This window comes from Pseudomonas sp. R-28-1W-6, from assembly GCF_009799925.1.
In the GTDB taxonomy this organism is placed as follows: Bacteria; Pseudomonadota; Gammaproteobacteria; order Pseudomonadales; family Pseudomonadaceae; genus Aquipseudomonas.
The window spans coordinates 818,401-843,761 of the sequence record NZ_WELK01000001.1 but is presented as its reverse complement, the minus strand read 5'-3'; the positions used below and the strand labels follow the sequence as shown (position 1 = coordinate 843,761).

23 protein-coding genes are annotated in these 25,361 nt (G+C 67.9%); 9 read left to right on the top strand and 14 right to left on the bottom strand.

The window, feature by feature from the left end:
- The first annotated feature begins 88 nt into the window (after positions 1 to 88).
- On the top strand, positions 89 to 1,018 hold the full coding sequence (locus tag F3I62_RS03900) for a LysR family transcriptional regulator (RefSeq protein ID WP_160488357.1): 930 nt from the start codon (positions 89 to 91) through the stop codon (positions 1,016 to 1,018).
- 76 nt (positions 1,019 to 1,094) lie between these two features.
- Here F3I62_RS03900 and speB read toward each other — a convergent pair whose 3' ends face one another.
- Both speB and F3I62_RS03890 read right to left on the bottom strand, forming a co-directional pair.
- Positions 1,095 to 2,048, bottom strand: coding sequence for an agmatinase (gene speB / locus F3I62_RS03895; protein ID WP_160488356.1), 954 nt, complete (start codon positions 2,046 to 2,048; stop codon positions 1,095 to 1,097).
- A 58-nt stretch (positions 2,049 to 2,106) separates the two neighbouring features.
- Positions 2,107 to 3,180: a polyamine ABC transporter substrate-binding protein gene (locus tag F3I62_RS03890; RefSeq protein ID WP_160488355.1), complete on the bottom strand. Its 1,074-nt coding sequence runs from the start codon at positions 3,178 to 3,180 to the stop codon at positions 2,107 to 2,109.
- 144 nt (positions 3,181 to 3,324) lie between these two features.
- Here F3I62_RS03890 and F3I62_RS03885 point away from each other — a divergent pair, with 144 nt between their 5' ends.
- The 4 genes from F3I62_RS03885 (at position 3,325) to F3I62_RS03870 (ending at position 6,353) form a co-directional block, all read left to right on the top strand.
- Positions 3,325 to 4,218 (top strand): LysR family transcriptional regulator, encoded by an 894-nt coding sequence (locus F3I62_RS03885; RefSeq protein ID WP_160488354.1) that lies wholly within the window; start codon positions 3,325 to 3,327, stop codon positions 4,216 to 4,218.
- Positions 4,219 to 4,414: 196 nt separating this feature from the next.
- Complete coding sequence (locus tag F3I62_RS03880; protein ID WP_218572693.1) at positions 4,415 to 5,014, top strand: TetR/AcrR family transcriptional regulator; 600 nt, start codon at positions 4,415 to 4,417, stop codon at positions 5,012 to 5,014.
- Positions 5,004 to 5,891: an alpha/beta fold hydrolase gene (locus tag F3I62_RS03875; RefSeq protein WP_160488353.1), complete on the top strand. Its 888-nt coding sequence runs from the start codon at positions 5,004 to 5,006 to the stop codon at positions 5,889 to 5,891. The genes F3I62_RS03880 and F3I62_RS03875 overlap by 11 nt, the downstream gene beginning before the upstream one ends.
- Positions 5,892 to 5,921: 30 nt before the next feature.
- Positions 5,922 to 6,353, top strand: coding sequence for a PaaI family thioesterase (locus F3I62_RS03870; RefSeq protein ID WP_160080221.1), 432 nt, complete (start codon positions 5,922 to 5,924; stop codon positions 6,351 to 6,353).
- 159 nt (positions 6,354 to 6,512) lie between these two features.
- On the opposite strand, the gene F3I62_RS03865 is transcribed toward F3I62_RS03870, so the two are convergent.
- The gene (locus F3I62_RS03865) at positions 6,513 to 6,704 is read right to left on the bottom strand and encodes a hypothetical protein (RefSeq protein WP_160488352.1); all 192 of its coding nucleotides are present in this window, start codon (positions 6,702 to 6,704) and stop codon (positions 6,513 to 6,515) included.
- 287 nt (positions 6,705 to 6,991) lie between these two features.
- Here F3I62_RS03865 and F3I62_RS03860 point away from each other — a divergent pair, with 287 nt between their 5' ends.
- Positions 6,992 to 7,552, top strand: coding sequence for an NADPH-dependent FMN reductase (locus F3I62_RS03860; RefSeq protein ID WP_160488351.1), 561 nt, complete (start codon positions 6,992 to 6,994; stop codon positions 7,550 to 7,552).
- 201 nt (positions 7,553 to 7,753) lie between these two features.
- Here the strand turns inward: F3I62_RS03860 and F3I62_RS03855 are convergent, their stop codons facing one another.
- The 7 genes from F3I62_RS03855 to F3I62_RS03825 all read right to left on the bottom strand — a co-directional run bounded on the left by F3I62_RS03855 (position 7,754) and on the right by F3I62_RS03825 (position 16,981).
- Positions 7,754 to 8,143 carry a hypothetical protein gene (locus F3I62_RS03855; protein ID WP_160488350.1) on the bottom strand — a complete coding sequence of 130 codons (390 nt, stop codon included), beginning with the start codon at positions 8,141 to 8,143 and terminating at the stop codon, positions 7,754 to 7,756.
- Between the two features lie 199 nt (positions 8,144 to 8,342).
- Positions 8,343 to 10,295 carry a PhoX family phosphatase gene (locus F3I62_RS03850; protein ID WP_160488349.1) on the bottom strand — a complete coding sequence of 651 codons (1,953 nt, stop codon included), beginning with the start codon at positions 10,293 to 10,295 and terminating at the stop codon, positions 8,343 to 8,345.
- A gap of 44 nt (positions 10,296 to 10,339) precedes the next feature.
- Complete coding sequence (locus tag F3I62_RS03845; RefSeq protein ID WP_160488348.1) at positions 10,340 to 11,140, bottom strand: energy transducer TonB; 801 nt, start codon at positions 11,138 to 11,140, stop codon at positions 10,340 to 10,342.
- The gene (gene tolR, locus F3I62_RS03840) at positions 11,137 to 11,580 is read right to left on the bottom strand and encodes a protein TolR (RefSeq protein ID WP_160488347.1); all 444 of its coding nucleotides are present in this window, start codon (positions 11,578 to 11,580) and stop codon (positions 11,137 to 11,139) included. Before tolR ends, F3I62_RS03845 begins: the two co-directional genes overlap by 4 nt.
- A gap of 10 nt (positions 11,581 to 11,590) precedes the next feature.
- Positions 11,591 to 12,298 carry a protein TolQ gene (gene tolQ, locus F3I62_RS03835; RefSeq protein ID WP_160488346.1) on the bottom strand — a complete coding sequence of 236 codons (708 nt, stop codon included), beginning with the start codon at positions 12,296 to 12,298 and terminating at the stop codon, positions 11,591 to 11,593.
- A gap of 83 nt (positions 12,299 to 12,381) precedes the next feature.
- Positions 12,382 to 14,319 carry a phytase gene (locus F3I62_RS03830; RefSeq protein ID WP_160488345.1) on the bottom strand — a complete coding sequence of 646 codons (1,938 nt, stop codon included), beginning with the start codon at positions 14,317 to 14,319 and terminating at the stop codon, positions 12,382 to 12,384.
- Positions 14,320 to 14,455: 136 nt separating this feature from the next.
- Positions 14,456 to 16,981, bottom strand: coding sequence for a TonB-dependent receptor (locus F3I62_RS03825; RefSeq protein WP_160488344.1), 2,526 nt, complete (start codon positions 16,979 to 16,981; stop codon positions 14,456 to 14,458).
- Between the two features lie 357 nt (positions 16,982 to 17,338).
- On the opposite strand from F3I62_RS03825, the gene F3I62_RS03820 reads away from it, so the two are divergent.
- The 3 genes from F3I62_RS03820 to F3I62_RS03810 all read left to right on the top strand — a co-directional run bounded on the left by F3I62_RS03820 (position 17,339) and on the right by F3I62_RS03810 (position 20,060).
- Positions 17,339 to 18,256, top strand: a complete 918-nt coding sequence (locus F3I62_RS03820) for a GGDEF domain-containing protein (protein WP_160488343.1) — start codon at positions 17,339 to 17,341, stop codon at positions 18,254 to 18,256.
- A gap of 10 nt (positions 18,257 to 18,266) precedes the next feature.
- The gene (locus F3I62_RS03815) at positions 18,267 to 19,307 is read left to right on the top strand and encodes an AraC family transcriptional regulator ligand-binding domain-containing protein (protein ID WP_160488342.1); all 1,041 of its coding nucleotides are present in this window, start codon (positions 18,267 to 18,269) and stop codon (positions 19,305 to 19,307) included.
- Between the two features lie 351 nt (positions 19,308 to 19,658).
- On the top strand, positions 19,659 to 20,060 hold the full coding sequence (locus F3I62_RS03810; RefSeq protein WP_160488341.1) for a YkgJ family cysteine cluster protein: 402 nt from the start codon (positions 19,659 to 19,661) through the stop codon (positions 20,058 to 20,060).
- Here F3I62_RS03810 and cptA read toward each other — a convergent pair whose 3' ends face one another.
- The 4 genes from cptA to typA all read right to left on the bottom strand — a co-directional run bounded on the left by cptA (position 20,061) and on the right by typA (position 25,356).
- Complete coding sequence (gene cptA, locus F3I62_RS03805; protein WP_160488340.1) at positions 20,061 to 21,827, bottom strand: phosphoethanolamine transferase CptA; 1,767 nt, start codon at positions 21,825 to 21,827, stop codon at positions 20,061 to 20,063.
- Positions 21,828 to 21,940: 113 nt separating this feature from the next.
- Positions 21,941 to 22,720, bottom strand: a complete 780-nt coding sequence (locus F3I62_RS03800) for a DUF2182 domain-containing protein (RefSeq protein WP_160488339.1) — start codon at positions 22,718 to 22,720, stop codon at positions 21,941 to 21,943.
- Positions 22,717 to 23,364, bottom strand: coding sequence for a DUF1326 domain-containing protein (locus tag F3I62_RS03795; RefSeq protein ID WP_160488338.1), 648 nt, complete (start codon positions 23,362 to 23,364; stop codon positions 22,717 to 22,719). The genes F3I62_RS03800 and F3I62_RS03795 overlap by 4 nt, the downstream gene beginning before the upstream one ends.
- A 180-nt stretch (positions 23,365 to 23,544) precedes the next feature.
- Positions 23,545 to 25,356, bottom strand: a complete 1,812-nt coding sequence (gene typA, locus F3I62_RS03790; RefSeq protein ID WP_160488337.1) for a translational GTPase TypA — start codon at positions 25,354 to 25,356, stop codon at positions 23,545 to 23,547.
- Between the last annotated feature and the right edge of the window lie 5 nt (positions 25,357 to 25,361).

Below are 25,361 nucleotides of genomic sequence, written 5' to 3'. Positions count from 1 at the left end.
CTCATTGTGGTGGGCAGTGCTGGCAGATTGGCCAATGAAGGCCAATAATTCCAATGCATTCCAATTCACCAAACGATGCAAAGTGCGCATGAACGATCTTCGCCAGCTCCGCCACTTCGTCGCCCTTGCCGAGCATGGCCACTTCGCCCGCGCCGCCGAGGCCGTGCACCTCAGCCAGCCGGCGCTGAGCCGCAGCATCCAGGCGCTGGAGAGCAGCCTCGGCTGCAACCTGGTCGACCGCCACAACCGCGGCATCAGCCTCACCGCCCACGGCCAGCTGGTGCTGGAACACGCCCGCCGCCTGCTCGCCGGCAGCCGCGCGCTGAGCAATGCGGTGAGTCAGCTGGGCAACCTGGGCAGCGGCGAGCTGCGCCTGGGCGCCGGCCCCTACCCCGCCGCGCGCCTGGTGCCGCAGGCCATCGGCCAGTTCGCCGAGCGCTTTCCGCGGGTGCGCGTGCAGCTGCTGATCGACAACTGGCAGCAGCTGCGCACGCGCCTGCTGGACGACGAGATCGAGCTGTTCGTCGCCGATACCCGCGAGCTCCTCGACGATCCCCGGCTGCAGGTCACGCCGCTGCAAAGCCACCACGGCGTGTTGTTCTGCCGTCCGCAGCACCCGCTGTGCCAGCGCCAGCCGCTGACGCCAGCCGATCTGACCGAATTCCCGCTGGCCGGCACGCAGATGCCGCTGGAGGTCGAGCGCCTGTTGCAGCGCCTGGGCGATGGCGAAAACCCGCTGAGCATCCAGTGCGACAACTTCATGGTGCTCAAGGAGCTGGTGTCGACCAGCGATGTGCTGAGCCTGGCGCCCTGGGATGTGGTGGCCGCCGATGTGCAGGCCGGGCGCCTGGTCACCCTGCGTCTGGCCGGCGACCCCGCCCTGGCCCGCTCGGCCTACGGCATCGTCAGCCGCGCCGGGCACAGCCTGTCGCCAGCGGCCGAGCGGCTGCAGCAGATCATTGGCCAGCAGGATCGGCACAGCCTGAACCTACACCCCTCCCCTGTGGGAGCGGATTGATCCGCGATAAGCAGGCAGCAGTGAAGCCGCTCTGATCGCGAATGAATTCGCTCCCACAAAAGCGGCTCAGCCAGCGTTACCGCTTATGCCGCGCGGCGTACAGGCAGACCATCTCCATGGCCAGGGTGGCGCCAGCCAGGGCGGTGACTTCGGCGTGGTCGTAGGGCGGCGCCACTTCCACCACGTCCATGCCGACCAGGTTGATGCCGCGCAGGCCGCGCAGGATTTCCAGCGCCTGGTGGCTGGACAGGCCGCCGCACACCGGGGTGCCAGTGCCGGGGGCGAAGGCCGGGTCGAGGCAGTCGATGTCGAAGGTCAGGTACACCGGGTGGTCACCGACGCGGGCGCGGATCAGCTCGGCGATCTGCTCCGGGGTGCTGCGGTTGACCTGGCGCGCATCCAGCACCTGGAAGCCCATCACGTCGTCGTTGGTGGTGCGCAGGCCGATCTGCACCGAGCGCGCCGGGTCGACCAGGCCCTCGCGGGCCGCGTGGTAGAACATGGTGCCGTGGTCGATGCGCGCGCCCTCCGCGTCCGGCCAGGTGTCGCTGTGCGCGTCGAAGTGGATCAGCGCCAGCCGCCCGTGTTTCCTGGCGTGGGCCTTGAGCAGCGGGTAGCTGATGAAATGGTCGCCGCCCAGGGTGAGCATGGCGCAGCCGGCGGCGAGGATTCTGTCGGCATGGGCCTCGATCAATGCCGGGGTGTCCTGCGGGGTGCCGTGGTCGAAGTGGCAGTCGCCGTAGTCGATGCAGGCCAGCACATCGAAGGGATCGAATTCCCAGGGATAGTGGCGGGCCCAGGCCGACTGGACCGAGGCGGCGCGAATGGCGCGCGGGCCGAAGCGGCTGCCGGGACGGTTGGTGGTGGCGGTGTCGAACGGCACGCCGCTGACCACCAGGTCCACGCCACGCAGGTCGCGGGTATAGCGGCGGCGCATGAAGCTGGTGATGCCGGCGTAGGTCGGTTCGGCGCTGGTGCCGTACAGGCTGTCGCGGGTGATGGCCTGGTCGTTGTCGAAGGCTTGATCCATGGTGGGTACTCGATGGGGACAAACGGGCCGCTCAGTGCCGGAGCGGCCATACGGCTACTCAATATTGGGTGCGGAAACTGGCCCATAGCCGGGTGCGCTCGCGCTGGGCGCGCAGCGGCAGGATCTGCTCGGCGAACAGCTTGTCGCGCACCGCCCGTGGCGGGTAGATGTGCGGGTCGCCGCTCACCGCCGCGTCCAGCAGCGGGGTGGCCGCGCGGTTGGCGTTGGCGAAGTACAGCGCGTTGGTCAGCTCGGCGATGGCCTCGGGCTTGAGCATGTAGTCGATGAAGGCCCGCGCCGCCTCGGGGTGCGGCGCATCCACCGGGATGGCCATGGTGTCGAACCAGATCAGCGTGCCTTCGCGGGGGATGCGGTAGAGCACCTCGAACGGCTGCCCGGCCTCGGCGGCGCGGGCGGCGGCCATGCCGGCGTCGCCGGTGTAGGTCAGCGCCAGGCAGATCTCGCCCTTGGCCAGGTCGTCGATATGCCGCGCGGTGGCGACGTAGCGCAGGTTGGGCTGCAGTTCGGCGAGCAGCGCCTTGACCGCCTGCAGGTCATCCGGGTTGCCGCCGTAGGGTTTCTTGCCCAGATAGTTGAGGGCGATGGCCACCACCTCCTGCGGCGAATCGAGCACGGCGATGCCGCAGTCCTTGAGCTTGCTGGCGTACTCCGGCTTGAACAGCAGGTCGAGGCTGTCCAGCGCCACGCCGGGCAGGCGCTGCTCCACCGCCTGGCGGTTGATGCCCAGGCCGACGGTGCCCCAGGTGTAGGGCACGCCGAAGCGATTGCCGGGGTCGATGAAGGCCAGCTTGGCCAGCATCTCCGGGTCGAGGTTGGCGGCGTTGCCCAGCTTGCCGACCGGTTGCACGGCCTTGGCCTGGATCGCCCGGCCCAGGCCGCTGGAGGCGGGAAACACGACGTCGTAGCCGCTGCCGCCGGTGAGCAGCTTGGCGTCCAGCACCTCGGCGCTGTCGAAGGTGTCGTACTTGACCCGGATGCCGGTCTCGCCCTGGAAGCGCTTGAGCGCCTCGGGCGCCACGTAGTCGGCCCAGTTGTACAGGTTGAGGGTCTGCTCCGCTGCCTGTAGCGGCAGGGTGAGAGCGGTCAGCAACAGACTTGCGGCAAGACGCATGGCGGGTTTCCTCGGGCAGTTCGCGGGTGGCCCGGCCGCTCTGCGGCGACCTGGACGATGCAGCCATCCTGCGCCCAGCATTGCTTCCGATAAATACGAAGTGATCTACTCTGGCATCGTCATTGATCAATGTTTGTGACCGCCATGCTCAGCCAACTGCGCGACCTCGACCTGCAACTGCTGCGCCTGTTCGTCTGCGTGGTGGAGAACGGCGGCTTCAGCGCCGCCCAGGGCGAACTGGGGATCGGCCAGTCGACCATCAGCACGCAGATGGCCAAGCTGGAGACGCGCCTGGGCTTTCGCCTGTGCGAACGCGGCAAGGCCGGCTTTCGCCTGACGCCCAAGGGCGAGCAGGTGCTGGCCGCCACGCGCAAGCTGTTCGGCGCCATCGAGACCTTCAAGGGCGAGGCCCAGGGCATGGCCGACAAGCTGCTCGGCGAGCTGCATATCGGCCTGTCCGAGGCGCTGGCCGACGAGGTGCTGGAGCAGGTCGCGGCAGCCATCGGCCGTTTTCGCCGACGCAACCAGGCGGTGCAGATCGAACTGCTCAGCGCCGTGCCGGCCGAGCTGGAGCGGCGCCTGCTGCAAGGCCAGCTGCAGCTGGCCATCGGCTATTTCTCCGGGGTACAGACGGCCCTGGACTACCAGCGGCTGTTCGTCGAGCAGCAGCACCTGTACTGCGGCCTGGGCCATCCGCTGTTCGCCCGAGGGCAGGTCGAGGCCGCCGACCTGGCGCACTGCGACGGCGTGCTGCACCCCTATCGCTTCATCGCCGCCGACGAGCCCTGGCAGGCCGGCAACAGCAGCGCGCGTAGCGAACAGGTGGAAGGCACGCTGGCCTTTATCCTGTCCGGCGCGCATATCGGCTACCTGCCCGCGCACATCGCCGCGCCCTGGGTCGCGCGCGGCCGGCTGCAAGCCGTGCAGCCCGAGCAGCAGGGGTTCAGCGTCGAGTTCCGCCTGGCCCGGCACCGCGGCCGCCAGCCCAGCGAAGCGCAGCAGGCGCTGGTCGAGGACCTGCTGGCGGTGTTTGCCTGAGATTCATCTGCCCTTCGGAGGACTCCCTGTAGGGTGCGCCGTGCGCACCGGGTAACACTACGGGCCTGCCGGTGCGCACAGCGCACCCTACGCGACCTAAGCCCCCACATGCCGCGCTGATCGCGACCGATTCACCCGCTGAATCGGCGCATCTGACGCTTTTCATCGCTAGACCGACTGGTCTACATATAGCACCATGAACGCACACAACCTCAGTACCCGCGACAAACTGGTCGCCGCCATGGCCGATACCCTGCAACGCAAGGGGCTGCATGGCGCCGGCCTCAACGAACTGCTGGCCCAGGCCCAGGCGCCCAAGGGCAGCCTCTACCACCACTTCCCCGGCGGCAAGAACGAACTGGCAGTGGCGGCCATCGAGCACATCGGCCAGCGCATCGATGGTTTCTTCGCCCAGCTGTTCCGCGACCATCCGGACCCGTTGCGCGCCATGCAGCGCTGGCTCGACAGCACCCTGCAGCAGCTCGAAGGCAGCCGCTTCGAGCGCGGCTGCCCGCTGGCCACCGTGGCCCTGGAAAGCGGCCCGGAGGATGTCGAGATCCGCGCCGCCCTGGCCGGCTGCTTCACCCGCCTGCGCCAGGCCCTGGCGACCCAGCTGCAGGGCGTGGGCTTCAGCGCGGACAGTGCCGACAGCTTCGCCAACCTGTTCATCTCGCTCTATGAGGGCGGCTTGCTGCAGGCCCGCGTGGCCGGCAGCAGCGAACCCTTGCAACGCGCCAGCGCGGCGCTTTTCCAGCTACTGCGTGACTACCCGCGGGAGACCCGCCATGACCAGTGAAACCCCCACTATCCGCCGCGAAGAACTGCAGCTCAGCGCCCACGACGGCTATCCGCTGCGCGCCACCCTGTACCACGCGCCGCAGCCCCGCGCGCGCCTGCTGATCGGCGGCGCCACCGGCGTGCCGCAGGGTTTCTACCGACGCTTCGCCGAGTACGCCGCGCAGCGCGGCTACAGCACCCTGAGCCTGGACTACCGCGGCATCGGCCAGTCCAAACCGACGCGCCTGCGCGGCTTCGAGATGAACTACCTGGACTGGGCCACCCATGACCTGGCCGCCGCCCTCGACCACCTGCACGGCGACGACCTGCCCACCTACATGGTCGGCCACTCCTTTGGCGGCCATGCCTTCGGCCTGCTGCCGGGGCACGAACGGATCGCCGGTTTCTACACCTTCGGCACCGGTGCCGGCTGGCACGGCTGGATGCCGCGTGCCGAACGCGTGCGCGTGCAGCTGATGTGGAACCTGGTCGGCCCGCTGATCGTCAGGCGCAAGGGCTACCTGGCCTGGAGCAAGCTGGGCATGGGCGAAGACCTGCCACTGGGCGTGTATCAGCAGTGGAAACGCTGGTGCCGCTACCCGCGCTACTTCTTCGATGACCCCGAGCAGGGCCACCTGGCCGCCCAGTTCGCCAGCGTGCGCACGCCGATCGTCGCCGCCAACACCCTCGACGACCTGTGGGCATCCCCCGCCTCGCGCGACGCCTTCATGGCCGCCTACAGCGCCGCGCCCTACCAGGCCCGCACCATCGATTCCCGGGCCGAGGGCCTCGGTGCCGTCGGCCATATGGGCTACTTCCGCAGCAGCGCCACGCCGCTGTGGGACGAGGCGCTGAACTGGTTCGAACAGCTGCACGCCAGTCGCCGCGCCGCCTGAACAGAAAACCATTCACAGAGGACAACACCGATGAACCCGCAACAGATGACCGGCCTGGAAATCATGCAAGCCTTCGCCGCCGGGCACTTCCCCAAGCCCGGCATCGCCAAGACCATGCCCATGGAAGTCGAGACGGTGGAGGCCAACCGCGTGGTCTTCGCCGTCACCGCCGACGAGCGCCACACCAACCCGCTGGGCGGCGTGCACGGCGGCTTCGCCGCCACCGTGCTGGACTCGGTGACCGGCTGCGCCACCCACACCGCCCTGGGCGCCGGCGAGAGCTACGGCACCATCGAGCTGAACGTGAAGATGAGCAAGGCCATCCCCTTCAATCGCACGCTGCGTGCCGAAGGCAAGGTGATCAATGTCAGCTCGCGCCTGGTCATCTCCGAAGGCAGCATCCGCGATGCAGACGGCACCCTCTACGCCTACGGCACCGCCACCTGCATGATCCTGCGCTAAACGCCTGTTGCCGATCTTGTCCAGCGCACGCGAGGAACAGGGGCGCCCTGCCGTAGGGTGCGCCGCGCGCACCGCCGTCCCTGCAGGGGTTTCTGGTGCGCGCAGCGCACCCTACGGGCCATCGTAAAACAGGCTTCTACCGGTGTAGAGCGCCCGCCCTCAGAACCCGGGCTGACGCCCCGTCGGCGTTCGCTGGCGCAGCTGCCCGGCCAGACGCTCGATGGCCAGCAGGGTCAGCTGTATTTCCTGGTGGATCGGCAGCCGGCCGGGCTCATCCTCCAGCCCCAGCTCATCCAGCGGCTCTTCGGCTTCCAGTTGATAACGCGCGTCAAACGGGTTGAACCTGGCCATTGCGGTGTCCTCAGGGTTCGCCGGCAGCGACAGGCCGCCGGCACGCTGTGCAGCAACAGGCAACTAAGGGATTCGCTGTGTCCCCAGCCAGCATGGGGCCCGGGGATGACTGTTGTTTGACCGGTCGACCTTGCGCCGACTTTCGGTCAATTTCTGCGCAACTGCCGCGCAGGTCAAGCCGCCGCTCGTCACCGCGCACGGGCTCGAAACAGAGCGGGCGCAGGCAGAACCGGGCAGCCGCACTATAGTTCCAGCTCAGCCCTTCCTTGACCTATCCGGGAGTTCGCATGAGCAAAGTCCACAGCGTCGCCGTACTCGTCGGCAGCCTGCGCAAGGCCTCGATCAACCGCAAACTGGCCATGGTCCTGGCCGAACTGGCCCCGCCATCATTGCAACTGAACATCGTCGAGATCGGCGACTTGCCGCTGTACAACGAGGACATCGACGTCAGCCCGGCGCCGCTGCCCTACAGCCACTTTCGCCAGCAGGTAAAAAGCGCCGACGCCCTGCTGTTCGTCACCCCGGAATACAACCGCTCGGTGCCGGCGCCGATGAAGAATGCCATCGATGTCGGCTCGCGGCCCTACGGCCAGAGCGTGTTCGGCGGCAAGCCGGGGGCGGTGCTCAGCGCCTCGCCGGGCGCGGTCGGCGGCTTCGGCGCCAACCACCATCTGCGCCAATCCATGGTCTTCCTCGATGTCTACATGATGCAGCAGCCGGAAGCCTACCTGGGCGGCGCCGGCAGCTTCTTCGACGAGCAGGGCAAGCTGAATGACGGCGTGCGCGGCTTCCTGCAGAAGTTCATCGACGCCTATGCGCTGTGGGTGGAAAAACACCTGCAGGGCTGATGCCAGCGCCCGCGCAGCCAAGTGGCGGGGGAACCCGCGCGGCCCACAGGCGGCGCCCCGCACGAGGCGCCGGCCTGGCGGGGGCGCCGCAGACCCGCAGCACATCACCGCCACGCCGGAGCGCGGCTTTCAGCGCAGGACTATGGCCTGCACGCGGCGGCGGTCGCAGCGCCGCGACCGTCACAACAGGCGTTCAGCGGATCAGGACTTTTCCAGCATCGCGCGATGCGCGCGCAGTTGCTCGATCATCTGCTCCATGTGCTTGATGCGCTGATCCACCTGCTCCACCGTGTCCAACTGCATCATGCCCATGCCCTGCCCCATTCCCATGCCGGGCATGTTGCCGTGCATCGGGCAGCCACCCATCATCTGCATGCCGCTGCCCATGGCCTTCTGGTGCTCCTGCATCAGTTTCTGCCGTTCCTCCGGGGTCTTGCCGGCCATCCAGTTCTGGTGCATCTGCTGCATTTCACTCATGTGCTGCTGCCACTGCTGCTCCGTCGTGGCCTCTTTCGCCGCATCCGTCGCGGCCCAGCTGCTGCCGGCGGCGAGCAGCACCAGCAGGCCGCCCAGTAGTGTCGATCTGTTCATCTGCACATCCTCTGCAAAGCAAGGTGGAACCCTAACTCTAGGCTCCTCGCACGCCGAGCGTTTGATCTGCATCAACCAACGGTCGGCTGGTGCCACGCCATACGTGGCGGAGCGCGACGCCCCCGACTCCAGCGGAGAAATCTCGGGGTACACCGCGCTACCTGCAAGCGAAGCGGCCCGGCGCGCCTACGACAGCCGCTCAGCTGCCGATCACCCCGCCATCGAGCCTGGTGATCAGCACGGTGGTCGAGCGCGGGCGGGTCTTGCCGTCGCTGGCCGGGAAGCTGATGCCCGGGTGCTGGATATTGGCCCACAGCGCCTTGCCGTCCGGGCTCCAGGCCAGGCCGGTGATCTCGCAGCCACGCGGGCCGACCAGGAAGCGGCGTACTTCGCGGGTGGCCGGGTCGGCGCACAGCAGCTGGTTGCAGCCCATGTTGTGCATGGCCGGTTCGATGTCGTCGTAGTCAGTCTGGATCCACAAGCGCCCCGCGGCGTCGAAGGCCAGACCGTCCGGCGAGGAGAACAGGTCGCCGTGGATGGTGCCGGTGAGGTTGGCCGGCACGGCCTTGCCGTCCTGGCCCTTGGCCCCCCGCGCTTCGCCGGCCAGCAGGAACAGCTCCCAGGTGAAGGCGGTGGCGGTCGGGTCGGCGCCCTGCTCGTTGAAGCGCAGGATCTGCCCGTGCAGGTTATGCGGGCGCGGGTTGGCCTTGTCGGTGGGCTGCTTGGCGCCACGCCCGTCGTTGTTGGTCAGGGTCACGTAGACCTCGCCGGTAAGCGGGTGCACGGCCGCCCACTCGGGGCGGTCCATCGGCGTGGCGCCGGCACGGTCGGCGGCGGCGCGGGCGTTGAGCAGCACCTCGGCCTGGTCGGTGAAGCCGTTGTCCGCCGTCAGGCCGTTCTGCCCGTGCACCAGGGCCAGCCACTGGCCGCTGCCGTCGGCGTCGAAGCGCGCAACGTACAGGGTGCCCTGATCCAGCAGGTCGCGATTGGCCCTGGGCTGGGCCGCGTCGAAACGCCCGGCGGGGACGAACTTGTAGACGTACTCGCCCTTGGCGTCGTCGCCGGAGTAGAAGGCCATGCGCCCGTCCTTGCCCAGGCTGAGCGCCGCGCACTCGCGGCTGAAGCGGCCGAAGGCGGTGCGCTTGATCGGCTGCGCCTGGGGCTCGAACGGGTCGATCTCCACCACCCAGCCGAAGCGGTGCGGTTCGTTGACGTGGCCGCCGTGGGCCTGGTCGGCATAGGGCGTGGCGTCGAAGCGCGGGTCGGCGGTTTCCCAGGCGTAGTTCTTGCTGGTGCCTTCCTTGGCCAGGCCGTAGCGCTTGTGCGACACGCGGCTGTCGTAGTCGGCCTGGTCGCGGTTGATGAAGTAGTTGGGCCAGTTCTCCTCGCAGGTGAGGAAGGTGCCCCAGGGGGTGACGCCGGTGGCGCAGTTGTTGAGGGTGCCGAGCACAGTGAGGCCGGTGGGATCGCTGGCGGTCTTCATCGCATCGAGCCCGGCCAGGGGACCGGCGATGCGCATCGGCGTGAGCATGCTGATGCGCCGGTTGTAGGGCGAATCCATCACCCGCTGCCACTGGCCATCGGCGCCCTGCTTCACCTCGATCACCGACACGCCGTGGGCGGCCTGCTCCTTGCGCACTTCGGCCAGCAGGCGCGGCTTGGACTGGTCGATCCGGCCGGACGGGTGCAACGGCGGGTTGACGTACTCGTGGTTCATCACCAGCAGGCCGCGCTCGGTATCGCCCTCGAAGGGGAAGAAGTTCATGCCGTCGTGGTTGTCGCCGGCCTGCTTGAGCTGGGCCTGCCAGTCGTCGCTGGCATCCGGGCTCCAGGCCGGGGCGCCGGCCTCCACCGGGTCGCCCCAGGAGAAGAACGGCACGGCGCGGTAACCCTCGGCCACCAGCACGCGGTCGAACTGCGGGTCGAGCTGCACCGGTACGCCCTTGAAGCCGAGCAGCGGGCTGGCGGAGGCCTTGCTGCAGGCAGCGATGCCGCCGGCGAAGAAGCCTAGGGCGGCGAGAGTCAGGCCGCCCTTGAGCACATTACGCCGGGCCGGGTTGACCAGGGTCTCCAGGGCCGGGTTGCTACTGGGGTTGATGGCGATATCGTCGTGGGCTTCCAGGCTTTGGTGGAAGTGGCTGTGTTGGTTCATCGGGGTCTCGCTGAGAGTTCGAGGGCCGGCTGACCGGCCCAGGGTTATTCGATGCGGTAGTGGAAGGTGTTCTTCACCCCTTCCACGGCCACCGCCTGGCCATCGACCACACGCGGCTGGTAGCGGAAGGTCCTGGCCGCCACCAGCGATGGGCGGACGAACAGCGGGTGGCAGTCGCCGACCACCTGGGGGTTCTCCACCCGGCCCTGGGGGTTGACCCGGTAGCTCACCGTGCAGTCGCCCTGGATGCCCTTGTCGAGGGCCCGCTCGGGGTAGTCCGGGGCGTCCTTGGTGATCGGCAGGTACTGGCGGCTGGCGGCTGCGGCGGCTTCGGCCTGACGGGCGCGTTCGGCGGCCTGGGCCTGCTGCTCGGCCAGGCGTTGCTGCTGGGCTTGCGCATCGGCTTCGCGGCGTTGCTGGTCGAGGCGCTGCTGCTCCTGGCGCTGCTCCTCGCGCTTCTGCTCCTGGACCCGTTTGCGCGCCAGGGCGGCCTGCTCCAGCTTCTGCTGCTGCAGGCGCGGATCGGGCTTGGGCGCCTCAACCGGCTTGACCGGCTTGACCAGCTCCAGCGGCACCGGTGGCACCGGTGGCACCGGTGGCGCAGCAACCACTTCAGGCTGCGGCGGCACGGGTGGGGCCGGCGGCGCCAGGCTGATCAGGCGGGTGGTCAGGGTGCGCACCTGCGGTGGCTCGGGCGTGTCGCTTGGCCACTGACTGAGCAGCAGGCCCAGCACCAGTGCATGCAGGCCAACGGCCACTGCGGCCGCACCGGCATTGCGCAGCCAGGCGCGGCCGGGCAACGCCGGCAGGACCAGGCCGGGCGCGGGCATCAGCGCGCTGCTCATTGCGGCGCCTCGGTGATCAGGCCGAGGTTGCTCACCCCGCCCTGCTGCAGCGCGGCCATACCGGCCACCACCGTGGCGTAGTCGGCGCCGCCATCGGCGCGGATATACACCTGGGTGTCGCCGTGGGCGGCGATCAGCGCGCCGACCTTGCTGCGCATCTCCTCCAGGTTCACCGCGCTGTCGGTCTGGCTCTGGGTGTCCAGCTCGCTGCCGAGGTTCCAGTAGTAGCTGCCGTCGACCTTGACCGAGAGGGTCAGCACCCGCTGCTGGCTATCGGTCGGCAGCGCTTCGGCGGCGACCTTGGGCAGCTCGACCTTGACCCCCTGGGTGAGCATGGGTGCGGTGACCATGAAGATCACCAGCAGCACCAGCATCACGTCGATGTAGGGCACCACGTTCATCTCGGCCTTTGGGCCGTGCTTGTTCTGCGGCTTGCGCATGGGGCTCTCCTCAGGCGGCCTGGGCGATGCCCGGCGCGGCCTGCAGCTTGCGGTGCAGGCGTGCCTGCAGTTCGTTGCCGAAGGCGTAGAAGCGCGTGCTGAGGGTGGCCACGCGGGCGGCGAAGCGGTTGTAGGCGATCACCGCGGGGATCGCCGCGAACAGGCCGATGGCGGTGGCGATCAGCGCCTCAGCGATGCCCGGGGCGACGGTGCTGAGGGTCGCCTGCTGCACCTGGGACAGGCCGATGAAGGAATTCATGATCCCCCACACGGTGCCGAACAGGCCGATATAGGGGCTGACCGAGCCGACCGTGGCGAGGAACGGCAGGCCCTTCTCCAGGCGTTCTTCCTGCTCGGCGATGGCCACCAGCAGGCTGCGCTCGACGCCGTCGCTGACCGCCTCGGCGCTGATGCCGGGCTCGCGCTTGAGGTGGGCGAACTCGTGGTAGCCGGCGCGGAAGATCTGCTCCAGGGCGGCATCGCCGTCGGCCTTTTCGCCGCCTTCGCGGTACAGCGCGGCGAGGTCGCCCTGCTGGCGGAAGCGCTTCTGGAAATCCTTCAGCAACCGTTCGCTGCGGCCCAGCAGCAGGCTGCGCTGGATGATCAGGTACCAGCTGGCCAGCGAGGCGCCAAGCAGGATGAGCATGACCAGCTTGACCAGCAGGCTGGCGTCGCCGATCAGGCTCCAGACGGTCATCTGTTCGAGGGAGGGGTGCATGGCGGTGACTCCTTGGTGTCTCATGGCCGCCGCACGGCGGCCTGGTGCTATTCGATTACGTCGTGGTTACCGGCTGATGACGGTCAGTCCAGACCGAGCGCCCGGCTGACCTCGCTCCAGGGCACCAGCTTGAAGTTCTGCGTCTGCTCGGGCATGCGCTTGCGGCCGTCCTGCACCACCAGCAGGCCGTCGGCCCAGGGCCCGCCGAGATTGGCCGCGCTGACTTCCAGGCCGTCGGTCTCGGAGGCGCCGTCGATGCCCAGGGCGCCGTTGAGGCCGACGCGGAAGGCGCCCTTGAGCGCATAGGGCGGCTCGGCATCCAGTACCACGTAGCTGTCGTTGCCCTGGCTGGAGATCACCAGATAGTCCTGGGCGCCGGCCTGGTACAGGCCGAGACCTTCGACGTCGGCCTTGAGCACATCACCCACGCTCATCACCGAGGTCAGCTCGGTCGGGCCGTCGGCGCGGGCATCCACGGCCCACACGCCGGCATCTTCCTCACCGAGGAACAGGCGCTGGCGCTGGTCGTCGGCGACGCAGCCCTCGGGCTGGCTGTTCACCGCGAAGCGGCGCACCAGCTCGCCCTTGATCTCACCGCTGGCGCCATCCAGGCGGTACTGCAGGAAGCTGCCGTCCTTGCCGTTGGCGAAGGCATACAGCTCGCCGGGCGCCGGCTGGAACAGGCAGATGCCGTAGATCTCCTTGATCGGCGTGCGGATCTCGCCGGCCTCGCGCAGCGCGCCGCTGAGCCGGTCGATGGCAAACAGGTGGATGCTGTCGTGGTCGCGGTTGCTGGCCACGGCCAGGTCCACCTGGGTGCCGCCGAGGTCGAAGCCGGCACGCACGTCGACGTTGTTCAGGCGGCCGACCGGCAGTTCCTGCAGCAGTTTGCCGTCCAGGTCGTAGGCCAGCAGGCCCTGCTTCTTGTTGGTGCCGAGCACCCTGGAGAGCGCCGGCTGCTGCGGGTGCACCCAGATCGCCGGGTCGTCGGCGGCGTCGCCGTGGCGGCCGACCGGCTCGCTCTGGCGCAGGGCGGCGATATTCGCCAGGACACGCGGTTGTTCGATGGCAGCCGGCTGCCAGTTCAGCTGGCCCTGGTAGATGCGCCCAGCGCCGTCGTCCTGCACCAGCAGCTCCAGGCCCTGGTCGGTGCTGCGCACGGCCAGGCGCTCCGGCTCTTCCAGGCCATTCAGCGGCAGGCTGGAGACGTGCTGCCAGGCTTCGCCCTGCTGCTGGTAGAGGTGCATTTCGGCGGCGCCGGAGTCCAGGCCCAGCAGGCCGCCGGGCACGCTGACCATGGCCCCGGCGCTGTGCTTGAGCGTGCCGAACGGCGCGCGAATATCCACCGGCACGCGGCTGGCGTCGGCTTCCGGATGGGCCGGGTAGGCCCACAGGCCGACGTTCTCCTCGTTGACGAACAGCCGGTTGCCGGCGTCGTCGGCCTGGCAGTATTCGGCCTGCGGCGGCAGTGGCAGGCCGCGCACACGGTGCGCCTCGGCGTTCAGCTGGTTACCGGCGCCGACCAGCCACTGCTCGCCCTGGCCGTCTTCGCCGATCAGGAACAGGTAGAGGTTGGCCGCGTCGTCGCGGTACAGGCACAGGCCGCTGATGGCGTAGTCGCGCACCGGCAGCAGCTGCGGGCGGCTCCACTGCTTGCCGGCGGTATCCAGGCTGACCAGGGCGGCCTGCTGGGTCGCGTTGTCCAGGCTGGCGACGATCAGCTGCTGGCCGGCGCTGCGGCTGTCCAGGCCGGAGTAGGAACCGGGCAGGCGCGCCAGCTCGGCGCCCTCGCCATCGAGCAGGAGCAGGCCGTTTCGCTCGCTGGCGGCGATGCGCAGGTCGGCGCCGCCACTCAGCTCGGCGGGGACGAAGCGCAGGTCTTCGGCCTTGACCTTGGCCGAGGCGCCCCAGGGGCTGAGGGCCAGGCTCGGGCTGGCGGCGGAGGCCAGCGGCGGCAGCTGGTCACAGCCGGCCAGGGCCAGGCTGGCGAGCAGCAGGCTGCGGGGAAACGAAAGATTCATTGCGAGGTATTCCTTGTCGAAAACGCTCGGCCGCAAAGCCGAGTGGCCGCTCCTGCCGTAGGGTGCGCCGTGCGCAGCGCAGACATTTGCGGCGCTATCGGTGTGCACGGCGCACCCTACTTCGGAGCGAAAGCGGTCACAGGTTGGTGTAGGTCAGGCCGAGCTTGTAGGTGGGGCCGTATTCCTCGTACTGGGCGTTGTAGCCGCGGCTGCCGGTGTAGACGTAGTAGCTCTCGTCGGTGAGGTTCTGCGCCTCGAACTTGAGCTGCAGGCCCTTGGTCAGGAAGTAGCCGGCGCTGAAGTCGACGAAGGTCTGGTCGTCCACATAGAGGTCGTGGGCCTGGTCGGTGATGCTCGCCACTTCGTAGAGGTATTCCGACTTGTAGTTGGCCGACAGGCGCAGGCTGAGCTTGTCGTCTTCCCAGCCGAGCATCAGGTTGCCGACCGTCTCGGACTGGTTGGGCAGGTCGATGTCACGCTCGCGGAAGCTGCCGCTGTCGGCGTCGAAGCCGCTGATGCTGGCGTCGGAGCGGCTGAAGGTGGCGTTGGCGCCCAGCAGCAGGCCGTTCCACGGTGCCGGCAGCCAGTCGAACTTCTGCGAGTAGGCCAGCTCCAGGCCGTACAGGTCGGCGTTGTCGCCATTGGCGAAGGTGTTGGCCTCGTCGAAGTCGAGCCACTCGCCGGTGCCGGCCAGGTCGGCGTTGTAGACGAAGTTTTCGATGTCCTTGTAGAACACGAAGGCCGAGACCACGCCGGCATGGCCCAGGTAGTGCTCGATGCCGAGGTCGAAGTTGCTCGACTCCAGCGGGTCGAGGGTCGGGTTGCCGAAGCTGGCCTCGTCGCCGTCGATGACGAAGCCCGGCGCCAGCTGGCCGAAGGTCGGCCGCACCACGCTGTTGGTCCAGGCGGCGCGCAGCTGGGTGTCCTGGTCCAGCTGGTAGCGCGCGTGCAGGCCGGGCAGCCAGTGGTGGTAGTCGCTCTCGGCCTCGATGCTCTGGTAGTCGCCATCGCGGATGCCGGTGCCCTTGGCCTCGAACTCGGTGCCCTCGTAGCGCAGGCCGGCGATGATGCGCAGGTCGTCGATGTCGACGGTGTTCATCAGGTAGGCGGCGTCGATGTCTTCGCTCATGTCGAAGTCGTTGACCCGCGACTCCTCCTCGTTGAAGAACGCGTTGCGCTCCAGGCCGCCGAGCAGGCCCTCGATGGCACCGGCGGACAGGCCCGGGCCGAAGTGGCCGAGGCCGTAGTCGACCTCGCCCTTGGTGAAGTTGGCCATGCTCAACTGCTCGTCGCTCAGGCCGAAATCGTCGAAGTCCTCGTAGGTCCAGACGTCCGTGTCGTTGTCCTTGTCGCGGCGGCTGAGCTTGCCGCCGAACTTGGCCTGGGCGGCATGGCCGGCCAGCTCGTAGTCGCGGGCCAGGTCGAGCTTGATGTTCTGCTCGGTGTCGGTGGTGTTCTCTTCGGCCCACTCCACCTCGTCGAGGCTGAAGTTGGCCGGGTCGGAGAATTCGCTGCCGATGTTCAGGTGCGATTTCTTGCTGTCGGCAAAACCGACATCGCTGAAGTCGTCGTTGCCCTCGAAGGTGGCGCCGGCGATATGCCCGGGGGTGTCCTCGCTGGACTGGCTGTAGCCGGCCTGGGCATTGAGGGTCCACTGGCCCATCAGGCGCTCGCCGCCGAGCACGTAGGACTGGATCTCCTGGGTCTCCTCGCGGTCCTTCAGCTCGCGCCAGCCCTCGGCGTCGCCGGTTTCGCCGGCCAGTTGCGCATCGGCGAACTCGACGCCGGCGGCGTTGCGCGTCTCGCTGTCCTTGAAGCGGCTGTACAGGGTGCGCAGGTAATAGCTGGAATAGTCGTCGGCCTGGTAGTCGAAGTTCAGGCCCAGGCCGCTGCGCTCGCGGGTGATCTCGTAGTCGCGCTGTTCCAGCTCCTCCAGCCGGGCGCCGTCCTCGAAGTCCCAGGCGCCGCCGGTTTCCACGTTGTCCGAGCCGAAGTCGCGCTCCTGCCAGCTCAGGGCCGCGGCCACGCCGAAGTTGTCGGTGCCGTCACCGAGGCTGAAGCGGTCGCTGACCGCACCGGAGAATTTCGGGCTGGTCTCGCCGGTGTTGTCGTCGTAGCTGGCTTCGCTGCTGCCGGTGTAGAAAAGCCCTTTGTGGTCGAAGGCCGACAGGCTTTCCACCTCGATGCTGCCGCCCAGGGAGTTGGCATCCATGTCCGGGGTCAGGGTCTTGACCACGGTCAGCGACTGCACCAGCTCGGCCGGCAGCACGTCGAGGGCCACGGCGCGGCGGTCGCTCTCCGGCGAGGGCACCAGGGTGCCGTTGATGCTCACGCTGTTGAGGTCCGGGCCGAGGCCACGCACGCTGACGAAGCGGCCTTCGCCCTGGTCGCGCTCGACCGACACGCCCGGCAGGCGCTGCAGCGCCTCGGCGGCGTTCTCGTCCGGCAGCTGGGCCACGCCGTCGGCGTGCACCACGCTCTCCACGCTGTCGGAGCGGCGCTGCTCCTTCAACGACAGGTCCATGCTGGCGGCCTGGCCGACCACATTGACGTGCTCCACGGCTGCTTCATCGGTCGCCCACAGCGGTGTGGTGGCGATGGCCAGCGCCAGGGCGCTGATGCGAAACCCTGCCCGGCGGGCAGTAAGACGACGCTTGTGCATGCTGATCTCCCCAAGAAATCCGTTGCAGCCGGAACCGCTGCCCGGCGACTTGGGGCGCAAGCTAGGAGCGGGGCATGACGGTTCCGTGACAGGACCGTGGCGCAGGGCCCGAATCACGGGGGTTTACCGGGGTTTGCCGACGACTCTGGGCTGAAATGACCCAGCACGCGTAGGGTGCGCCGTGCGCACCGCCCACCCGCACGAGGCCTTGGTGCGCACGGCGCACCCTACGTTCGCAGCAACAGCAGATTTGCCCGCAACTCACCTGAGCCGATCCGACCTCCCCCGCTGCAACCATTTCGTCACATGCCTCTGTTCTGCTGGCCGCGACCCCCGTTTCGCGGAGCCTGCGCGGCCATGCCTTCCCTGTTCAAACTGCACCGCCTGAAACTCGCCGGCCTGCTGCTGGCGGCCAACCTCGGCCTGCTCCTGCACCTGGCCGCCGGCGACCTCAAGCCAGCGGCGCAGTGGGTGTGGCTGGATATCCTCGGCGAGGGCGGCTCGGCGCTGCTGTGCCTGGTCTGGCTCGGCCTGGTGCTGAAGAGCCGGCCGGCCGGGCGGGTGACCAACTTCCTCGCCCTCGGCCTGGGCCTGGTGTTCTTCTCCTGGTGGGTGGATGCGCTCGACGAGTTCATCCAGCTCCCCGATGCCATCGGCTGGGACAACTGGCTGGAGTCGGCGCCGATGCCGCTCGGCCTGGTCCTGCTGACCCTCGGCTTGTACCACTGGCACCACGAGCAGCTGGCCATCAGCGCGCAGATGGAGAAGCGCGAACGGCTGTTCCGCGAGCACCGCCTGTTCGACAAGCTCACCCCGCTGGGCGCCGCCGACTACCTGCGCCTGCAGCTGGAGCAGAGCCTGACCCTGGCCCGTGAAGAGCAGCAGGCGCTGTCGCTGGTGATAGTCGACCTGGATGACTTCGGCGCGATCAACCGCCTGTACGGCCACGCAGAGGGCGACCGCGTGCTGCAGGCGCTGACCCAGCTGCTGCTGCTCAACCTGCGCCGTCAGGACCTGCTCTGCCGCCTGGCCGGCGACCGCTTCGTGGTGCTCCTGCCCAATACCGGCGAGCGCCAGGCCCGCCAGCTGGCCGAGGAGCTGCAAACGGCGGTGGCGCACCTGGCGCACAAGACCGGCCAGCATGGCGAGCGCCTGCAGCTGCGCGCCACGACCGCCTCGGTGATGGCCCTGCAGGACGATGCGCAGAGCCTGCTGCAACGCCTCAACCTGGCGCTGGCCAAGGCCAAGCAGCCGCCCTACGCCTGCAGCGCCTGAGACCGCGGCCATGACCCTGAAGACCGACTGGTACGAGCGCGACAGCCGCTTCATCCCCGGCCACTGGCAACCGGCGGTGCTGCTCGACCTGGCCCTGTCGCGCGGTATCGACAGCCACCGCCTGCTGCGCGGCAGCGGCCTGTTCCACGAGGACATCCTCAGCGGCCAGGCACGCCTCAGCCCGCAGCAGTTCCTCTGTCTGATCGACAACAGCCGGCGCCTGCTGGATGCCGACGACAGCAGCTTCCTGTTCGGCCAGCGCCTGCTGCCCGGCCACTATGGCGCCGCCAGCCATGCCCTGCAGCAGGCGGCGAACCTGCAGCAGGCGCTGGAGATCCTCGGGCGCCAGCGCGCCCTGCTCAGCCCGCTGCTCAGCCCGCGCCTGCTGCTGGATGAGCGGCATGCGCACATCTACTGGCTGGACAGCTGTGGCGCCGGCGTCCAGCAGCGCTTCCTGCTGGAGGCGAGCATGACCGCGCTGGTCGGCATGAGCCGCTGGCTGGCCGGCGAGCGCCTGCCCTGGCGCGCCAGCTTCAGCCATGCGCAGCCGCGCTACGTCGAGCAGTACTGGGTGCACCTGGGCGAGCACGTGCAGTTCGCCGCGCCGGTGGATGTGCTGAGCATTCCCCGCGAATACCTGCACCGCCCCTGGCCGGGCGCCTCGGCCATCGCCGGCCAGGTGGCGCAGCAGGACAGCGAACGCCAGCTGACGGCGCTGGGCTTTCGCGCCAGCCTGCTCGACCGCCTGTACAGCCACCTGCTCGCGCATAGCCGCGAGCCGCTGCAGCTGGAGGGCGTGGCCCAGGCCTTCGGCATGAGCCCCTCGACCCTCAAGCGCAAGCTGCAGAAGCACGGCAGCCACTTCCAGGAACAGCTCGACCTGGCGCGCACGCACATGGCGCTGTACCTGTATCGGGTCAAGGGCTACAGCAACGAGGAGGTGGCCAGCTACCTGCAGTTCCACGACGTCACCAACTTCCGCCGCTCGTTCAAGCGCTGGACCGGCCTGGCGCCGAGCGCCCTGCGCCAGTTGCTGGATGGTCTGGGCTGAGCGGATGATCGGTGCGCGCGGCGCACCCTACGACAGGACGGCAAAAACCGGGACGCAGAAAAAGAAAAACCCCGCTAGCGCGGGGTTCTGCAGATTGGTTCCTGACTTCCCTGGTCGACTCGCCATCCTGGCAAGCAATCCTACTAATCCCTGTTGTTTTGCTGCGCTTCCTGCGCGTCGTCCTTGGTGGGCAGATTAAACAGCTGTTCGAATGGCCGGAAGCGGCCATCGCCGGCACGCCGTGTAAGCCATGACGTACACGGCCGCCCGGCAGGAAAGGGTTCACAAATTCGCCGCTACCGTTATCATCGCGCGCCCAACCTTGTGCGCTGCGCGCCTGTGACCCTGCCGATGAAACCTCAACTGATCGCCGCCGCGGAAATCGACCGCCTGGAAACCTGGAGCAAGTACACCAGGGACATGTGCACCAGCTGCATGTCGACCTGCTGCACCATGCCGGTGGAAGTGCGCATCGTCGACCTGATCCGCATCGGCGTGGTCGACGAGTTCGAGCGCGGCGAGCCGCCGAAGAACATCGCCAAGCGCCTGCAAAAGGAAGGGCTGATCGAGCGTTTCAACGCCAAGTCGGGGATCTTCACCCTGACCCGCATGAGCAACGGCGACTGCATGTATCTGGATCGCAAGACCCGCCTGTGCACCGTCTACGAGCAGCGCCCGGACACCTGCCGCAACCACCCGCGCATCGGCCCGCGCCCCGGCTATTGCGCCTGGCGGCCGAAAACCCAGGGCTGACTACAGCGCCCTGGGCACTTCCTTGCTCGGCGGCTCCTGCTGGGCCAGATTCGAGGTCGTCGCCTTCGGTTTGATCAGGCTGAAGTCGATCAGGCTCTGCGGCTGCGCGGGATTGCCGATCAGCAGTGGACGCGGCTTGAACTCGGCGCTGACCAGGCTCTTGCTGGCATCGAACTCGGCATAACGCAGCCCGACCAGGTCCGACCAGGTGTGGATGAAGTGCGAGCTGCTGTAGGGCCGCCCCAGCGCCAGGCTGAAGTCACGCGGCTGCGCGGCCTGCCAGCGCGGCGAATGCCAGACGATGAAGGGGATGGTGTACATCGGGCTGGTCGGCGCCGCCTCGTTGCGCCCCAGCACCCCGCCTTTCGGTGCATCGAACACCGCCTCGCCGTGGTCGGCCAGGTACAGCAGCAGGCCGTTCGGGTCGGTGGCGGCGAAGCGCTTGATCAGGCTGGCGACCACGTGGTCGTTGTAGCGCACGGCATTGTCGTAGCTGTTGTAGGTCGGCAACTGGTCGTCGGTCACCGAGTCCGGCGCGCCGCTGCGGTCGGTGAAGTGCTCGAACTCCGGCGGATAGCGGTACTGGTAGCTCATGTGGGCACCGAGCAGGTGGACCACGACGAACTTGCGCGGCGCCGTATCGGCCAGCACCTTGGCGAACGGCTCGAACACGTCGCCGTCGTACTGGCGGGCGTTCTGCTCGCGGTTGTTGTTCAGGTAGAACTGCTCGTCGGCCTGCTTGGAGAAGGTGGTGAGCATGGTGTTGCGCTTGGTGATGGTCTGCTGGTTGGTGATCCAGTAGGTCTTGTAGCCGGCCTGCTTCATCAGGCTGACCAGCGACGGCGTGCTCAGGTAGGCCTCGGGGTTTTCCTGGTCGGCGAAGGTCAGCACCTGCTGCAGCGCCTCGATGGTGTAGGGGCGCGGAGTGACCACGTTGTCGAACACCTGCAGCTGGTCGCGCAGCTGGTCCAGCTCGGGCGTGGTCTGCCGCGGATAGCCGTACAGGCTCATGCGCTGGCGGTTGGTCGACTCGCCGATGACCAGCACCAGGGTGGCCGGCTGGCCGGCATGGGCATCCTGCAGATTGCGCAGCGGCGCGATCTGCCTGCTGCCTTCCAGCAGGGCCTGCATGTTGGCCAGCTGCGCACGGTACTGGCGATAGCCCACCACCAGCTGCCAGGGCGTGGCCGGCTCGATGCGCTCCTCGAAGTTCTCCAGGGCGGTCAGCGGATTGTCATGCTTGCTGAACTGGCGGATCGCCGGGTAGCCGACCGAGGCGAACAGCATGGCCAGCGAGGCCAGCAGCGCCACCGGGCGGGTCAGGTAGACCGGGCGCACACGGCGCCACAGCAGCCAGGCGCCCAGGCCGTAGGCGAGGAATGCCGGCACCATCCACCAGGCGAAATACTGCGCCAGGTACTCGCTGCCTTCGCTCACGTTGGACTCGAACAGGATGAAGATGACGCTCTGCGAGAACTCCTGGCCGTAGATCAGGAAGTAGCCGAAGCCGGCCAGCGAGCACAGCCACAGGAAGCCGCCCAGTAGCGCCGCGAGCAGACGGGCGCGCGCCGGGAACAGCAGCAGCGGCACCAGCCACAGGGCGCTGAGCAGGAACGCCTGGCGAAAACCGGCAAAGCCGGCGGTACCGGTCAGCTGGATCAGCAGCTGGGTCACCCCGGAGAAGTACCAGAAGAACAGGAACATCCAGCCCAGGCCTGCCCAATCGGTGCCCTTGCTGCCCCCAGCCATGCGCTCAACTGCCGCCATACCCATGCCTCGTGCCAGTGCCGGACAGAAGAGTCCCAGCAATATCTGCCTACCCTGTCACGCGGGAAGTGAAAACTTCGTCAAATAGCCGGCCAAGCGCAAGGCCCTGTGGACTAGGCCGCCAGCAGCCACAAGCCGCCGAGCAGCAGGCCGGCGCCGGCCAGGCGGCTCAGCCAGGGATCGCCCGGCAGCAGCTTCTCGGCCATGACATAGAGGGTCAGGCCGATGATCCAGTACAGGTTCATCACCCCGCCGGCAAACAGCAGGGCCATCAGCGCCCAGCAGCAGCCGAGGCAGTACAGGCCATGCCGTGCCCCCGAGCAGAGGCTGCCGCAGCCGCGCTGGCGGGCCTGCACGAGGAACTGCACCGGCGCCTGGCAGTGGTGCAGGCAGGCATGCTTGAGCGGGCTGAACTGCCAGGCCCCGGCCACCAGCAGGATCACCCCGGCCAGCGGCCGGGACGTGTTGCCGAGCATGGCGGTGAGCAGGCCCTGGCGCATCAGCAGCCACTGCAGCAGCACCGCCAGCAGGCTGAAGCCGCCCCACGCCAGCAGGTAGCCGGCGACGAAGCCGGCGCAGCTGCCGAACGGCTGGCGTCCCGGCTGGGCGCGCCGATTCAGCGCCGCCACCAGCAGCAGCACCGGCGCGGCACTGGGCAGCATCATCGCCAGCATCATGCTCCACCACATGGCCAGCATCAGCAGGGCATAGCCCCAGGACCAGGCCTGCGGTCGCGGCGCCAGGCCAAAGACGCTGGGCATGCGGGTCATGTCCCAGGCATCCATGCCCATGCCGGCGCCGCTCAGCACGTAGCCCCAGGCCGCCAGCAACAGCAGGCCCAGCGCCGCCAGCGCCAGCCAGCGGTCCCGCCTGAGCAGGGTTTCCAGGCTCATCGCGCCGGCGCGTGTACCACGCCGTCGCGCGAGTGCCAGACCCGGTTGAACTGCCCGTAGCTGTCCTGCAGGTCCAGCTCGATGGCCGCCCGGGCGCGGGTGTCGGCCCGGCCGATCTCGGCCAGCTCGAACTCGATCCCGGCGGGAATGTCGATGCGCACCCGGTGCTCCTCGCCGGTGGCCGGGCTGAGGATCGGCCGGCCGACGGACTCCAGCACCCCGGCAATGCTGACCCGGGCGCTGCGCGCCGCGATATCCACGCTGAAGTCGATGGGCAGGAACAGCGGCGCATGCACCGTTTCGCTCATGGCGTGGAACACCCACCAGTGGGTGGCGCCCGGATTGGTCTCGCCGCCCTGCAGCACCTGGCCCAGGGCCTCGCGCTGCGCGGCGTCGGCGCGCTCGTCGATGATCAGCTGCATCTCGCCGCGGCCCTCGAAGATCGGCCCCGGCCAGGCGTACAGGATGGCGGCCTGCAGGCCGGCCAGCTCGACCTCGGCGAAGCGTCCGCGCTCGATGCGCAACACCTCGAAGCCGCGGCAGTGGCCCTGGCTGGGCAAGCCCTCGAACTGACAGGGGCAGGCGTAGATGCAGTTGCAGCTGCCGAACTGCACGCCGTCGATATACCACTCAACAGGTTTCATGCCGACCTCCCGCGAACCGCCCCACACAGGCCGTTCGCCTCTTTCAGCCTAGCCCCGCCGCACCGCCCCGGAGTGCCGTTCGTCCCGCGCGGCAGCCTGCTCCCGGAACTTTCCCGCCCGCCATGAAAACGCCCCCGCAGGCAGAGCCTGCGGGGGCGTCGGGTGCAGCGCAGCTAGAACTTACTTCTTGCTGTGGCGCTTTCGGTCGGTCTCGCTGAGGAACTTCTTGCGCAGACGGATCGACTTCGGCGTGACTTCGACCAGTTCGTCGTCATCGATGAACTCCAGGGCCTGCTCAAGGGTGAACTTGATCGGCGGCACCAGGGCGATGGTCTCGTCCTTGCCGGAAGCGCGCATGTTGTCGAGCTTCTTGCCCTTGGTGGGGTTGATCACCAGGTCGTTGTCACGGCTGTTGATGCCGCACAGCTGGCCTTCGTAGATTTCCTGGCCCGGCTCGAGGAACAGCTTGCCGCGGTCCTGCAGGGTTTCCAGGGAGTAGGTCAGCGCCTTGCCGGTGGCCATGGAGACCAGCACGCCGTTCTGGCGGTGGCCGACTTCGCCGACCTTGATCGGGCCGTAGTGGCTGAAGGTCGAGGTCAGGATGCCGCTACCCGAGGTCATGGTCAGGAAGGCGTTACGGAAACCGATCAGGCCGCGGGCCGGAATGGTGTATTCCAGGCGGATACGACCCTTGCCGTCCGGGACCATGTTGGTCAGATCGCCCTTGCGCAGACCCATCTGCTCCATCAGCGCACCCTGGTGCTGCTCTTCGATGTCGACGATGACGTTCTCGTAGGGTTCCTGCTTCTCGCCGTTGACTTCCTTGATCACCACTTCCGGACGGCCGACGGCCATCTCGAAGCCTTCGCGGCGCATGGTTTCGATCAGTACCGAGAGGTGCAGTTCGCCACGGCCGGAGACCTTGAACTTGTCGGCCGAGTCGCCTTCTTCGACGCGCAGGGCGACGTTGTGCAGCAGTTCCTTCTCCAGACGCTCCTTGATGTTGCGGCTGGTGACGAACTTGCCTTCCTTGCCGCAGAACGGCGAGTCGTTGACCTGGAAGGTCATGGACACGGTCGGCTCGTCCACCGACAGCGGCGGCAGGGCTTCGACGTTGTTCATGTCGCACAGGGTGTCGGAGATGTACAGCTCGTCCATGCCGCTGACGCAGACGATGTCGCCGGCCTGGGCTTCGGCGACTTCGACGCGGTGCAGGCCGGAGTGACCCATGATCTTCAGGATACGGCCCTGACGCTTCTTGCCGTCGGCGCCGATGGCGATCACCGGGGTGTTGGTCTTGACGCTGCCGCGGGCGATACGGCCGATGCCGATGACGCCGAGGAAGCTGTTGTAGTCCAGCTGGGAGATCTGCATCTGGAACGGACCGTCGACGTCGACTTTCGGCGCCGGCACGTGGTCAACGATGGCCTGGAACAGGGCATCCATGTGCTCGTCCATGTTCTCGTGGTCCAGACCGGCGATGCCGTTCAGGGCGCTGGCGTAGACGATCGGGAAGTCCAGCTGCTCTTCGGTGGCGCCGAGGTTGTCGAACAGGTCGAAGATCTGGTCGATGACCCAGTCCGGACGCGCGCCCGGGCGGTCGATCTTGTTCACCACCACGATCGGACGCAGGCCGGCCTTGAACGCCTTCTGGGTCACGAAACGGGTCTGCGGCATCGGGCCGTCCTGGGCATCGACCACCAGCAGCACGGAGTCGACCATCGACATCACGCGCTCGACTTCACCGCCGAAGTCGGCGTGGCCGGGGGTGTCGACGATGTTGATGTCGTAGCCGTTCCACTTCAGGGCGGTGTTCTTCGCCAGAATGGTGATGCCACGCTCTTTTTCCTGGTCGTTGGAGTCCATCACGCGCTCGGATTCCAGCTCTTTGCGGTCGAGGGTGCCGGACAGGCGCAGCAGTTTGTCTACCAGGGTGGTCTTGCCATGGTCGACGTGGGCGATGATGGCGATATTGCGGAGATTTTCGATCACAGTGT

Excerpts from the sequence above, each read along its gene's own strand:
- cptA (WP_160488340.1), bottom strand. The coding sequence starts at position 21,827 with ATGGCGGCAGTTGAGCGCATGGCTGGGGGCAGCAAGGGCACCGATTGG.
- tolR (WP_160488347.1), bottom strand. The coding sequence starts at position 11,580 with ATGCGCAAGCCGCAGAACAAGCACGGCCCAAAGGCCGAGATGAACGTG.
- F3I62_RS03830 (WP_160488345.1), bottom strand. The coding sequence starts at position 14,319 with ATGAATCTTTCGTTTCCCCGCAGCCTGCTGCTCGCCAGCCTGGCCCTG.
- speB (WP_160488356.1), bottom strand. The coding sequence starts at position 2,048 with ATGGATCAAGCCTTCGACAACGACCAGGCCATCACCCGCGACAGCCTG.
- F3I62_RS03870 (WP_160080221.1), top strand. The coding sequence starts at position 5,922 with ATGAACCCGCAACAGATGACCGGCCTGGAAATCATGCAAGCCTTCGCC.
- F3I62_RS03900 (WP_160488357.1), top strand. The coding sequence starts at position 89 with ATGAACGATCTTCGCCAGCTCCGCCACTTCGTCGCCCTTGCCGAGCAT.
- F3I62_RS03875 (WP_160488353.1), top strand. The coding sequence starts at position 5,004 with ATGACCAGTGAAACCCCCACTATCCGCCGCGAAGAACTGCAGCTCAGC.
- F3I62_RS03880 (WP_218572693.1), top strand. The coding sequence starts at position 4,415 with ATGAACGCACACAACCTCAGTACCCGCGACAAACTGGTCGCCGCCATG.
- F3I62_RS03850 (WP_160488349.1), bottom strand. The coding sequence starts at position 10,295 with ATGAACCAACACAGCCACTTCCACCAAAGCCTGGAAGCCCACGACGAT.
- F3I62_RS03860 (WP_160488351.1), top strand. The coding sequence starts at position 6,992 with ATGAGCAAAGTCCACAGCGTCGCCGTACTCGTCGGCAGCCTGCGCAAG.
- F3I62_RS03825 (WP_160488344.1), bottom strand. The coding sequence starts at position 16,981 with ATGCACAAGCGTCGTCTTACTGCCCGCCGGGCAGGGTTTCGCATCAGC.
- F3I62_RS03845 (WP_160488348.1), bottom strand. The coding sequence starts at position 11,140 with ATGAGCAGCGCGCTGATGCCCGCGCCCGGCCTGGTCCTGCCGGCGTTG.
- F3I62_RS03815 (WP_160488342.1), top strand. The coding sequence starts at position 18,267 with ATGACCCTGAAGACCGACTGGTACGAGCGCGACAGCCGCTTCATCCCC.
- F3I62_RS03800 (WP_160488339.1), bottom strand. The coding sequence starts at position 22,720 with ATGAGCCTGGAAACCCTGCTCAGGCGGGACCGCTGGCTGGCGCTGGCG.
- F3I62_RS03810 (WP_160488341.1), top strand. The coding sequence starts at position 19,659 with ATGAAACCTCAACTGATCGCCGCCGCGGAAATCGACCGCCTGGAAACC.
- F3I62_RS03820 (WP_160488343.1), top strand. The coding sequence starts at position 17,339 with ATGCCTTCCCTGTTCAAACTGCACCGCCTGAAACTCGCCGGCCTGCTG.
- F3I62_RS03865 (WP_160488352.1), bottom strand. The coding sequence starts at position 6,704 with ATGGCCAGGTTCAACCCGTTTGACGCGCGTTATCAACTGGAAGCCGAA.
- F3I62_RS03795 (WP_160488338.1), bottom strand. The coding sequence starts at position 23,364 with ATGAAACCTGTTGAGTGGTATATCGACGGCGTGCAGTTCGGCAGCTGC.
- tolQ (WP_160488346.1), bottom strand. The coding sequence starts at position 12,298 with ATGCACCCCTCCCTCGAACAGATGACCGTCTGGAGCCTGATCGGCGAC.
- F3I62_RS03885 (WP_160488354.1), top strand. The coding sequence starts at position 3,325 with ATGCTCAGCCAACTGCGCGACCTCGACCTGCAACTGCTGCGCCTGTTC.
- F3I62_RS03855 (WP_160488350.1), bottom strand. The coding sequence starts at position 8,143 with ATGAACAGATCGACACTACTGGGCGGCCTGCTGGTGCTGCTCGCCGCC.
- F3I62_RS03890 (WP_160488355.1), bottom strand. The coding sequence starts at position 3,180 with ATGCGTCTTGCCGCAAGTCTGTTGCTGACCGCTCTCACCCTGCCGCTA.